This is a genomic window from Microbacterium altimontanum, assembly GCF_058349865.2.
The window spans coordinates 402,215-413,498 of record NZ_JBYRJB020000002.1; the positions used below are offsets into that span (position 1 = coordinate 402,215).

The 11,284-nt window shown below is 69.9% G+C and carries 9 protein-coding genes; 3 read left to right on the forward strand and 6 right to left on the reverse strand.

The features are described 5' to 3' along the window. Positions 1 to 76: 76 nt before the first annotated feature. From AC3RX1_RS04125 to dnaK, 3 genes are read right to left on the reverse strand one after another with little or no spacing between them, the layout of a single operon-like run. Positions 77 to 1,075 (reverse strand): DnaJ C-terminal domain-containing protein, encoded by a 999-nt coding sequence (locus AC3RX1_RS04125; protein ID WP_491499977.1) that lies wholly within the window; start codon positions 1,073 to 1,075, stop codon positions 77 to 79. A 19-nt stretch (positions 1,076 to 1,094) separates the two neighbouring features. Further along, a complete protein-coding gene (locus AC3RX1_RS04130) occupies positions 1,095 to 1,793 on the reverse strand; it encodes a nucleotide exchange factor GrpE (protein WP_491499978.1) in 699 nt (232 codons plus the stop codon). A 3-nt stretch (positions 1,794 to 1,796) separates the two neighbouring features. Further along, complete coding sequence (gene dnaK / locus AC3RX1_RS04135; protein WP_491499979.1) at positions 1,797 to 3,665, reverse strand: molecular chaperone DnaK; 1,869 nt, start codon at positions 3,663 to 3,665, stop codon at positions 1,797 to 1,799. 464 nt (positions 3,666 to 4,129) lie between these two features. Between dnaK and AC3RX1_RS04140 the strand changes: the two genes are divergently transcribed. Next, positions 4,130 to 4,909, forward strand: coding sequence for a hypothetical protein (locus AC3RX1_RS04140; RefSeq protein ID WP_491499980.1), 780 nt, complete (start codon positions 4,130 to 4,132; stop codon positions 4,907 to 4,909). 97 nt (positions 4,910 to 5,006) lie between these two features. Beyond that, positions 5,007 to 6,356, forward strand: a complete 1,350-nt coding sequence (locus AC3RX1_RS04145) for an MFS transporter (protein WP_491499981.1) — start codon at positions 5,007 to 5,009, stop codon at positions 6,354 to 6,356. Positions 6,357 to 6,607: 251 nt separating this feature from the next. Here AC3RX1_RS04145 and AC3RX1_RS04150 read toward each other — a convergent pair whose 3' ends face one another. Then, a complete protein-coding gene (locus AC3RX1_RS04150) occupies positions 6,608 to 7,183 on the reverse strand; it encodes a MarR family winged helix-turn-helix transcriptional regulator (RefSeq protein ID WP_491499982.1) in 576 nt (191 codons plus the stop codon). A 137-nt stretch (positions 7,184 to 7,320) separates the two neighbouring features. Here AC3RX1_RS04150 and AC3RX1_RS04155 point away from each other — a divergent pair, with 137 nt between their 5' ends. After that, complete coding sequence (locus tag AC3RX1_RS04155; protein ID WP_491499983.1) at positions 7,321 to 8,205, forward strand: MarR family winged helix-turn-helix transcriptional regulator; 885 nt, start codon at positions 7,321 to 7,323, stop codon at positions 8,203 to 8,205. A gap of 151 nt (positions 8,206 to 8,356) precedes the next feature. Here AC3RX1_RS04155 and AC3RX1_RS04160 read toward each other — a convergent pair whose 3' ends face one another. Together AC3RX1_RS04160 and AC3RX1_RS04165 are read right to left on the reverse strand one after the other, a co-directional pair. Then, positions 8,357 to 10,213 (reverse strand): glycoside hydrolase family 2 protein, encoded by a 1,857-nt coding sequence (locus AC3RX1_RS04160; protein ID WP_491499984.1) that lies wholly within the window; start codon positions 10,211 to 10,213, stop codon positions 8,357 to 8,359. Between the two features lie 53 nt (positions 10,214 to 10,266). Then, positions 10,267 to 11,268, reverse strand: coding sequence for a LacI family DNA-binding transcriptional regulator (locus AC3RX1_RS04165; RefSeq protein ID WP_491499985.1), 1,002 nt, complete (start codon positions 11,266 to 11,268; stop codon positions 10,267 to 10,269). Between the last annotated feature and the right edge of the window lie 16 nt (positions 11,269 to 11,284).

Below are 11,284 nucleotides of genomic sequence, written 5' to 3' on the forward strand. Positions count from 1 at the left end.
CTCGCCCGTCGCAAATCGACCTTCCTCACCGCAGCGAAGGTCGATTTGCGACAGGTGAGCGGTCCCGGCGGACATGTCAGGCCCGAGCCTTCGCCATCAGCTCGGCGCGCGGGTTCTCCTTCGGCTCGAGCGACGCGAAGTGCTCGAGCGCCTCCCGCGCCTGGTCGTCGAGGTGCGCCGGCACCGCGACCTGCACCTCGGCCAGCAGATCGCCGGTGCCCTTCTTGCTCTCCACGCCTCGGCCCTTCACGCGGAGCACACGTCCCGAAGGAGTCCCGGGTGCGACCCTCAGCCGCACCGGATCGCCGCCCAGCGTCGGCACCTCGATGGTCGCACCCAGCGTCGCCTCGGTGAAGGTCACGGGCACGACGACGCGCAGGTTCAGCCCGTCACGGGTGAACACCGGATGCGGGCGCACGGTCACCGTCACGACGATGTCGCCGTTCTCGCCGCCATCCGGCGACGGGCGCCCGCGGCCGCGCAGACGGATCTTCTGCCCATCCGCGACCCCTGCCGGGATCTTCACCTTGAAGGGCTTGCCGTCCTCCCCCGCGAGCGTGATCGTCTCGCCGCGCACCGCGGTCGCGAAGTCGAGCGTCGTGCGCGCCGTCACGTCGGCGCCCCGCTGCGGCCCGCCGTAGCCGCGGAACCCGCCGGTCGGCTCCCCGAACCCGCCGGAGCCGAACGTGCCGCCCTGCTGGCCGAACATCGAGAAGATGTCCTCGAAGTTCGCGTTCTGCTGGTAGCGCGCACCGCCGGGGCGGCCGCCCTGGCCGAACATGCTGAACACGTCCTCGAAGCCGCCCGACCCCTGGCCGCCGGCCGTGAAGCGCGCTCCTGACCCCATGGCCCGAAGCTGGTCGTACTCGGCACGCTGCTCCTTGTCGGAGAGCACCGAGTACGCCTCGCTGATCTCCTTGAACTTCGCCTCGGCCGCGCTGTCGCCCGGATTGGAGTCGGGATGATACTTGCGCGCGAGCTTGCGATAGGTCTTCTTCAGGTCGGCCTCGCTGACGTCCTTCGACACCCCGAGGGTCTTGTAGAAGTCCTTGTCGAACCAGTCCTGACTCGCCATGGATGGATGCTCCTCTGGCTCAGTCGACCGGAACGGCCACGACGACCTTGGCCGGGCGCAGCTCGACATCGCCCAGACGGTAGCCCGTCTCCACGACCTCGAGGATCGTGGCCTCGGTCACGCCGGGCGTCGGCTGCTGGAAGATCGCCTCGTGCTGCTGCGGATCGAACGCCTCACCGGCCGCGCCGTAGGCGGTCACGCCGAGCCGCTCGACGACGCCGCGGATCTTCTCCGCGACCGCCGCGAATCCGCTGCCTGGCTCGAGGTCGCCGTGCTTCTGCGCGCGGTCGAGGTCGTCGAGCACGGGGAGCAGGCCCTTGGCCGCCTCGCCCTTCGCACGGTCGATCTCGGTCTGCCGCTGCTCCTCGGTGCGCCGGCGGTAGTTGGCGTACTCCGCCTGCAGCCGCTTGAGGTCGTTCAGCAGCGTCGACTCCAGATCGGCGAGCTTCGCGTCTTCCGCGGCGGCATCGGGGTTCTGCGCGGCGCCCAGGATGTCGTCCACCGTGAGCTCGTCCTGAGCACCGTCGAAGGGCTCGTCCTGAGCACCGCCTGACGCACCCGCGTCGAAGGGCTCCTGGTCCCCACCCTCGGCGCTCTCGGCACCCGTAGGGTTCTGCATGTCATCCGTCCCGTCCTGCGCGTCGGGGCCGGAGGCGTGCGCCTCCGACCCCTCGCCACCCGGACGGACCTCGTCGTCTTCGAAGTCCTTGCCGGTCATGTCTTACTTCGCCTCATCCTCTTCGTCGACGACCTCGGCGTCCACGACGTCCTCCTCGGGGTTCGGCACCGAGCCGTTGCCCGGGTCGGCCACGTTGGGGTCGCCCTGTCCGCCCTCGGCCTGCGCCGACTGGTAGATCGCCTCGCCGAGCTTCTGCTGCGACTGGCTGAGCTTCTCGTAGGCGCTCTTCACCGCGTCGTCGTCCTCGCCGGCCAGCGCCGTCTTCAGCGCGTCGACGTCGGCCTGAACGCTGTCCTTGACATCGGAGGGCAGCTTGTCCTCGTTGTCCTTGATGAGCTTCTCGATCGAGTACGAGAGGGTCTCGGCCTGGTTGCGGACCTCGGCCGACTCGCGGCGCTTCTTGTCCTCGGCGGCGTGCTCCTCGGCCTCGCGCACCATGCGGTCGATGTCCTCCTTGGGCAGCGACGAGCCACCGGTGATGGTCATCGACTGCTCCTTGCCGGTGCCCTTGTCCTTCGCCGAGACGTGCACGATGCCGTTCGCGTCGATGTCGAAGGTGACCTCCACCTGCGGGATCCCGCGCGGAGCCGGCGCGATGCCGGTCAGCTCGAACGTGCCCAGCGGCTTGTTGTCACGGGTGAACTCGCGCTCGCCCTGGAACACCTGGATCGCGACCGACGGCTGGTTGTCGTCGGCGGTCGTGAAGGTCTCGCTGCGCTTGGTCGGGATGGCGGTGTTGCGCTCGATGAGCTTCGTCATGATGCCGCCCTTGGTCTCGATGCCGAGGCTCAGGGGGGTGACGTCGATCAGCAGAACGTCCTTGCGCTCGCCCTTCAGGACGCCGGCCTGCAGGGCGGCGCCCACGGCGACGACCTCATCCGGGTTGACGCCCTTGTTCGGCTCCTTGCCGGTCTCGCGCTTGACGAGCTCGCTCACGGCGGGCATGCGGGTCGAGCCACCCACGAGCACGACGTGGTCGATGTCGCTCACCTTGATGCCGGCCTCGCGGATGACATCGTCGAACGGCTTCTTCGTGCGGTCGAGGAGGTCCTTCGTGAGGTCCTCGAACTTGGCGCGGCTCAGCGTCTCCTGCAGGTTCGCCGGACCCTGCTCGGTGAGGGAGAGGTAAGGCAGCGAGATGCTCGTCGAGGTCGAGCTCGACAGCTCCTTCTTCGCCTGCTCGGCCGCCTCCTTCAGGCGCTGCAGCGCGATCTTGTCGTTCGAGACGTCCACGCCCGTGGTGTTCTTGAACTGGGTGATCAGCCACTCGACGACGCGCTGGTCCCAGTCGTCGCCGCCGAGGCGGTTGTCACCGGCGGTCGCGCGCACCTGGATCGTGGAGAAGTCCTCGTCCTTGCCCACCTCGAGCAGAGACACGTCGAACGTTCCGCCACCGAGGTCGAAGACGAGGATGAGCTCGTCCTCCTTGCCCTTGTCGAGGCCGTAGGCGAGCGCCGCGGCCGTCGGCTCGTTGATGATGCGCAGGACGTTGAGGCCCGCGATCTCGCCGGCCTCCTTGGTCGCCTGGCGCTCCGCGTCGTTGAAGTACGCGGGCACCGTGATGACGGCGTCCGTCACGGCATCGCCGAGGTACTGCTCCGCGTCGCGCTTGAGCTTCTGCAGGATACGCGCCGAGATCTCCTGCGGCGTGTACGCCTTGCCGTCGATCTCCTGCGTCTTCCAGTCGGTGCCCATGTGGCGCTTGACGGAGGTGATGGTGCGGTCGACGTTCGTGACCGCCTGGCGCTTGGCGGTCTCGCCGACGAGCACCTCGCCGTCCTTCGTGAAGGCGACGACCGAGGGGGTCGTGCGGAATCCCTCGGCGTTCGCGATGACCTTCGGCTCGCCGCCCTCGAGGACGCTCACGACCGAGTTGGTCGTACCGAGGTCGATACCCACTGCACGTGCCATGTGTTCTCTTCCTTTCCGGGGGTCGAGACGGGATGCCTCGGCCCGGTTGTCGTTCTGAAGTCTGTACGCGGCCCCCTGTCCCCGAAGGGATCTTGAGCCGTGATGACTCAAGTATACGCAGAGCCACCGCTTACGTCAACAAAGTTGAGTCGCTGCGCCTCAACTCTGGCGCAGAGGCGCGAGAAGCGGCTGGCCGTGCCCGGCGAGAAGCATCCCCATCCGACAGCATCCCCGTCGTGAAGACGATGGCCTGGCATCTGGTCATCCCCTGGGCTACCCTGCGGCCGCTCTCACCCTTTCCACCGGCGTGCACCGGGTGTATATTCCGAGCCATCACGCGCCCGAGTGGGATCGGGCGCAGGGGCACACGGCTGGGGGTGCTCCGGCTCTGAGCGGTTCGAAACGCGGTCCGACGCTGGTCGGGCCGCAGTCCTCCCAGCACTCCATGAATGAGAGGTCGGCTGATGAGGACGAACATTCGGGGGAAGATCCTGGCGATCTTCGCCATCACGGCGGGAGCACTGGCGCTCTCGTCGGCACCCGCGCTCGCCGCGCCCGGCGGGGGCGCGTACACGTGCAACGGGGGCGACATCCCGTCTGGCACGTATTCGAGCATCACGGTGGCCGGGCCGTGCAGCGTCGCGAGCGGTGCCACGATCACGGTGACCGGCAGCGTCACGGTAAAGAGCGGTGCGATGCTCGACGCGCAGAGCGCGCCGGCGACGATCACGATCGGACGCAACGTCACTGCGCTGAAGGGCTCGATGCTGGGATTGGGCTGCCAGCCGCCCTCCCTGGTGGGCAACTCGGCACACCCGTGCGCGACCGATCCCGACGGACACTCCACCATCACGGTGAAGGGCCAGATCACCGCGCTCGGCGCCATGGCGGTTCTGCTGAACGGCATCACGGTGCACGGCAACGTAACGGCGATCGGCGGCGGCTCCGACGAGATCCCGTGGTCGATCAAGAACAACGTGGTCGACCGCAACATCACCGTCACCGGGCAGACGACGGAGTGGGTCGGCGTGATGTTCAACCGCGTCGGCGGCAACGTGACGCTGATCGGGATCACCCTGCACGACCCCGACCCGGGCGCACCCGGCGTCTACATCGTGCAGAACAAGATCGCGCGCAACCTCGTCTGCTTCGACCTGAAGCCCGGGGTCTCCGGCGGATTCGTGCCCGGCGCAGTGAACGTCGTCGGCCACAAGGCCGTCGGGCAGTGCACGGCGCTCGTGTAATCCGAACGGCGGCCGGCCGGCGCGCGCGCCCGCGACGCCGACCGGCCGCAGCCGTGCCATGCGTGACATGCGCACATCGCTCCAATAGCGTGAGAGCGTGACCGGCACCGACGCCCCCGACCCGCGCTTCTCGACGGCCGCCCTTGCGGTCGGTCCCGACGCGACACCCGTGCCCAGGCGCCGCATCCTGTCGTGGGCGCTGTGGGACTGGGGGTCGGCGGCGTTCAACGCGGTCGCGACGACATTCGTGTTCACGGTGTATCTCACGAGCGGCTCGCTCGGCGACAAGACCGCCACGAGCCAGGCCCTCTCGCTCGCGCTCACGATCGCCGGTCTCGTGGTGCTCGTGATCGCGCCGGTCACCGGCCAGCGCACGGATGCGTCGGCCCACCGCAAGCTGTGGCTCGCGGTGAACACCGCGGTGGTCGTCGTGATGCTCGGTCTCATGGTGTTCGTGCGGGCCGATCCCGCCTACCTGTGGTTCGGCCTCGTTCTGCTGGGCGTCGGCACGGTGTTCTTCGAGCTCGCCGGGGTGAACTACAACGCGATGCTCGCCCAGGTCTCGACGCCTAAGACCGTCGGAAAGGTCTCGGGATTCGGCTGGGGGATGGGATACCTCGGCGGCATCGTGCTGCTGCTGATCGTGTACTTCGGCTTCATCCAGCCGGAGGTGGGCCTGTTCGGCGTGACGGGCGAAGACGGCATGGACGTGCGCATCGCGATGCTCGTCGCCGCCGTCTGGTTCGCGGTGTTCGCGATCCCGGTGCTGATGGCCGTTCCGGAGAACAAGCCCGCGCCCGGCCGCACGCGGGTGGGCCTCTTCGCCTCGTACGGGCTGCTGTTCCGCGACATCGCACGGCTGTGGCGCGACAGCCGGCACACGGTGTACTTCCTGCTCGCCTCGGCGATCTTCCGCGACGGCCTGACCGGGGTCTTCACGTTCGGCGGCGTGCTCGCCGCCGGGTCGTTCGGGTTCAGCAAGGGCCAGGTCATCATCTTCGCGATCGCGGCGAACGTCGTCGCCGGCATCGCGACGATCGCCTGCGGAGCGTTCGACGACCGGATCGGGCCCAAGCCGCTGATCGTGACGTCGCTGGTGGGCCTCGTCGTCAGCGGCACACTCGTGTTCGTCTTCCACGACGGCGGACAGACGGTGTTCTGGACGTTCGGCCTCATTCTGTGCCTCTTCGTCGGACCGGCGCAGTCGGCATCCCGCACATTCCTCGCGCGGCTCATCCCGGCCGGACGCGAAGGAGAGGTGTTCGGTCTGTATGCCACGACCGGCCGAGCAGCGGTTTTCCTCGCGCCGATGATGTTCGGCATCTTCGTCACGATCGGCGGCGTGCAGTACTGGGGCATCCTCGGCATCGTGCTGGTGCTGCTCGTCGGCCTCCTGCTGCTGCTCCCCGTGAAGTCGCGGCAGGAGCAGCTCGCCGACCGCGCCTGACCCGCGCTCACTGTCCCACGCGGCGCTCGCACGCGGCGCTTCCGCGCGAGGCTCCCGCGCGGCGTTCCCGCGCGAGCTGCCCCTCGGTTCGCCGAGTTGCCCCTCGGTTCGCCGAGTTGTCCCTCCGTTCGTCGAGTTGCCCCTCCGTTCGTCGAGTTGTCCCTCCGTTCGCCGAGTTGTCCCCCGGTTCCGCGAGTTCTCTCCCCGTTCGGGCAAACCGACCTACCGAACCGCGGCAGGATGATCCCGGCTCAGTGGGGCCAGGCGTCGGCGAGCTTGGTGAGGAGTCGCGCGAGCTCGGCCCGCTCCGCGTCGCTGAAATCGGCGAGCGCCGTCGCGATCGCCTCACGCCGGTCGCCCCGCACCCGACGCTGGATCGACATCCCCTCGTCCGTCAGCGCGATGCGCGTGCGTCGTGCGTCATCCGGGTCGGCTTCCCGCCGCACGAGGCCCATGTGCACCGCCTGCTGCACGAGGCGCGACGCGCGCGGCTGATCCACGCCGATCGCCGCCGCGATCTCTCCCACGGAGAGGGGGCCGGATGCTGCGGCCAGCGCCTCGAGCAGGCGCAGCCGCGCGAGCCCCGCGAAGCGTCCGTGGCCGCCGGGCGCCCACGGAGGGGCACCGTGACCCATCGCTTGCGGTCCGCCGTGCGACCAATGCGGGCCGTGAGGGCCGTGCCCGCGCCCGGCGAAGGGTCCAGATCCTGGCCCCGCGCCGTCGCGCCGGGCATCCCCGTCGTGCGCTTCCCCCGGCCGTGGCGCGCGCCGCCCGCGCAGTCGCGCGAGCGCTGCGGCGATGGCCTCGGCAGGGTCGTTCTCGGACATGGTCCCAATTTACATGCCACTTGACAACCTTTCGCAATGCATGTCACACTACATTTCCATGTGAGCTGACAATGACTTGCACCGCGCTCGCCCGACTGGCGAGGCGCCGCCGCACGGCGGCAACGAAAGGACTTCCCATGACGAACGATGACTTCACCACCGAACCCACTCCTCCGGACGAGCACGCCTCGTCGGACCAGCACTCCTCGACCGGCGGCGCACCCGCCGACCCTCGACCGCTCGGCTACTGGCTGCGCATCGTCGACGGCCTGATCAGCCACGAGTTCGCTTCTGCGCTCGAGGCGGAGGGCGTCTCACGCCGCGACTGGATGCTCCTCAACGTCCTGTCGGGCGATGTCGATGCGCCGGGGCTCGCCGATCGTCTCCTGCAGCGGGGCAAGCGGCTGCGGGCGCTGGCCGAGCGGGGCTGGATCACTCAGACCGACGGCCACTGGCAGCTCACCGATGCCGGACACGACGCCCGCATTCGCCTCGGCGAGATCGTCGCCGATGTCCGCCGCAGAGTCGCCGGCGCGGTCTCACCCGACGACTGGGCGACCACGACCGCATCCCTCGAGGCGATCGCCCGCGAACTCGGATGGGACGAGAAGCAGTGGATGCCGCGGGGCGGGCTTTTCGTTCGCGGAGCCGACGCGCACCGGCTCGACCACGCGTTCGGCCCGCGCGGGCGGCGCTTCGGGTTCCCCTCCCGCATGCACGGCGAGCCGGGTCTCGGGCCTCGTGCGGGCTTCGGCCCGCACACGCGGGGAGTCGACCCACAGGGCGAACCTCACCACGGCGGCCATGATCACGGCGATTTCCGCCCGTACGGTCGTGGCGCCGAGTGCGGCCACGGCGGCCACCGGCACGACCATGACCGCGGTCACGGGCACCACGGCCACCGCAAGAACACGCGCCGGACCGCCGAGCACGCCTACGAGCGCGGATTCACAGCGGGGTTCCGCACGGCCCAGCGTTCATCGGCGGCGCAGTCGGCCGAGCCCAGCTCCGACGCCGCCTGACGCTGCGGCCTCGCGGAAGCCCCGCCGAACCCGGCGAGAGTCCACGTGGCGGACGACGATGCGGGGAACACCCGCACTCTCGTCCGCCATGCGGGCTTTCGTGGTCGAGCGCCGGGCGTCCGCCCCGCATCTTCCGGGCCGGCGTCGCGCGTCAGGCCGGGCGACGGCTATCGCCCACGATGATCGACCGGATGCGCTCGGCCGGGATCTTCGGGCGCCGGTCGGCATCGGTCAGCCCGTTCGTCTCCTGCAGCGTGTCGGTGAGCTGGGTGTAGCAGAACCCCGCGAGCGCCGGGCTGCTGTGCACGGCCCGGACCAGCCCGGCCAGTCGCGCCTCGAAGTCCTCGGGTGACGTCGCGGCGGTGTATCCCCACGCGCCGGCGACGGCATCCACATCGAACGAGATGCCGCCGAACTCCGTCAGCATGACGGGCGCCCCCTCGGTCGCGTCGCTCAGCAGAAGCCGTCGGCCCGCCGGCCCGTACCCGGTCAGCATGCCGGCGACCGCCGCGCGGTCGCGGTATCGGGCGCGTACGATCTCGGGATCGCCTTCATAGTCGTGGATCGCCACGATGTCGGTGTCGACCTGCTCCCACCCGTCGTTCGAGACCACCGGGCGGGTCGCGTCGAGCGCCTTCGTGATCGCGACCATCGAGCGCGCGAACTGCTGCATCCGCTCGTCGTGTGCGATGTGCTGCACCCCCCAGCTCTCGTTGAGCGGAACCCACGTGACGATCGACGGGTGCGAGACGTCGCGCCGCACGATCTCCAGCCACTCCTTCATCGTGCGTTCGACCGCGTCGGCGTCGAACGCGAAGCTCGCCGGCGCCTCTCCCCACACGAGCAGCCCGAGTCGATCCGCCCAGTAGAGGAACCGCGGGTCCTCGAACTTCTGGTGGACGCGCGCCGCGTTGAAGCCGAGCTCTTTCGCAAGCTCCACCTCCCGGCGCAGCGCATCGGGTGACGGCGCTGCGAGGTGCGACGCCTGCCAGTACCCCTGGCTCAGCACCGAGCGCACGTAGTACGGCCGGTCGTTCAGCAGGAACCACCCGCCGTCGACCTCGGTCGTACGGATGCCGAGATACGACTGCACCTCGTCGGCACCGACCGTGACGGTGGCGTCGACGAGCACGGGGTTCTCCGGCGACCAGAGCAGCGCCTCACTCGCCTGCCCGTTGCGCAGCGCCGCGACCGGCAGCACGATCTCGACGTCGCGGCCGGCGACCGCCGTCTCCACCGTCGCGATCGTCTCGTCACCGCGCCGCAGCACGATGCGCGCCGCGGTACCGGCCGGCGCGGGAGCGGTCAGCGTGACCCGCGCCGTGACCCGCGCGGCGCGTGGATCGGCGCTCCATCGCACCTCCTCCACCGCCAGCGCCGCCCGCGCCTCGAGCCACACCGGCTGCCAGATCCCGCTCGTGCGGTGATACCAGATGACGTGGGGGCTCTCCTCCCAGTCCTGCTTGCCGCGCGGCTGCGACACGTCGAGCGGGTCGTCCTCGGTGCGCACGACCACGCGATGCGAACCGTCGGCGCGCACGAGGTCGGTGACATCGAACGAGAACGGTGTGTGCCCGCCCTCGTGCGCCCCGACGAACTGCCCGTCGATCCACACTCGGCACCGATAGTCCACCGCGCCGAAGCGCAGGATGAGGCGGCTGGCGCCGCCCGGTGCGGCGCCTGCGGACGCATCCGTCCCGAACCCGGCCCTCGCCAGCTCCTCCGGCCCGAACGTGCGCGCGTACCACGCGACGCGGTGATGCGTCGTGTCGCCGACGCCGGACATCTCCGACTCGGGCGGGAACGGCACGGTGATCGTCCCGTCGAGCGGGCGCCCGTCGTACCAGCGCGCGGCGGCGCCCTCATCGGCGTCGTCGAAGCCGAACTCCCACTCACCACCGAGATCGGCCCAGTGCGGCCGCACGAGCTGGGGTCGCGGATAGGTGCCGTCCTGCCGGCTCGCCGGGGACGAAGACGAGGCATCACGCAACAACATGCCCTCCAGCATGCCGCAAACTTCCAGCGCTGTAAATCAGCAATCCGCCACGAACGCCGATGCGGTCAGCGCGTGCTCTCCCGGGCGACGAGCGTGTGCGGCGCGATCTCGTGGCGTCCCGCGCCGCCGTATCCGCCGACTCGGTCGATGAGCAGCTCCAGCGCGCGGCGGGCGAGCGCCGGGACGTCGGGCGACACCGTCGTGAGGCTCGGAAACGTCACGGCACTGAGGCTGATGTCGTCCCATCCGGTGACGGCGACATCGCCCGGCACGGCGATCCCCCGCTCCTGCAGGGCCCGGAGCGCCCCGATCGCGGCGAGGTCGTCGCGGCACACGAGCGCGTCGAACCGGGCGCCCGCGTCGAGCGCCGCGCGCACGGCGGCCACCGATCCCATCGCCGAGATCTCCGCCGAGGAGAAGAGCAGGCCGGGCTCAACGGGGAGCCCTGCCTCTTCGAGCGCCTCCTGGTACCCGGTGATCCGCTGGCGCGACGTCTCCGACATCGCCGGCTCGTGGCCGACGAATCCGATCCGGCGCCGACCCGCGTCGATCAGGTGCTTCGTGACCTCGCGCGCGGCGGCCACGTTATCGATCATGACCCGGTCCACCGTGAGCGGGGCCGCCGTCTCGCCGAGGAGCACGAGCGGCAGGTCGGACCGGTGGCGGGCGATCTCGGTCGAGCTCATCACGCTCGGCTGGAAGATCACGCCATCGACGAGGCCCGCCTCCGACCCGGCGAGCAGCGCACGCTCCCCCTCGAGCGTCGCGTCGGTCTCCTCGAGGAGGACGCGGTACCCCATCTCCTGCGCGGCGCGAGACACCACCCGGGCGAGCTCGGCGAAATACGGGATGGCCACGTTCGCGAACGCGAGCGTGAGCAGACCCGTGCGCCCCGTCGCGAGGCGCCGACCCATGGCGTTCGGACGATAGCCGAGCTCGTCGATGGCCCGCTGCACGCGCTCCCGCGTCTTCGCCGAGACGTGCGGATAGTCCCGGACGACGTTCGACACGGTCTTCATCGAGACCCCGGCGACGTCGGCGACATCCTGCAGGCGCACCCCGCCCATACGGCCTCCCCCTCGC

Excerpts from the sequence above, each read along its gene's own strand:
- AC3RX1_RS04125 (WP_491499977.1), bottom strand. The coding sequence starts at position 1,075 with ATGGCGAGTCAGGACTGGTTCGACAAGGACTTCTACAAGACCCTCGGG.
- AC3RX1_RS04130 (WP_491499978.1), bottom strand. The coding sequence starts at position 1,793 with ATGACCGGCAAGGACTTCGAAGACGACGAGGTCCGTCCGGGTGGCGAG.
- dnaK (WP_491499979.1), bottom strand. The coding sequence starts at position 3,665 with ATGGCACGTGCAGTGGGTATCGACCTCGGTACGACCAACTCGGTCGTG.
- AC3RX1_RS04140 (WP_491499980.1), top strand. The coding sequence starts at position 4,130 with ATGAGGACGAACATTCGGGGGAAGATCCTGGCGATCTTCGCCATCACG.
- AC3RX1_RS04150 (WP_491499982.1), bottom strand. The coding sequence starts at position 7,183 with ATGTCCGAGAACGACCCTGCCGAGGCCATCGCCGCAGCGCTCGCGCGA.
- AC3RX1_RS04155 (WP_491499983.1), top strand. The coding sequence starts at position 7,321 with ATGACGAACGATGACTTCACCACCGAACCCACTCCTCCGGACGAGCAC.
- AC3RX1_RS04160 (WP_491499984.1), bottom strand. The coding sequence starts at position 10,213 with ATGCTGGAGGGCATGTTGTTGCGTGATGCCTCGTCTTCGTCCCCGGCG.
- AC3RX1_RS04165 (WP_491499985.1), bottom strand. The coding sequence starts at position 11,268 with ATGGGCGGGGTGCGCCTGCAGGATGTCGCCGACGTCGCCGGGGTCTCG.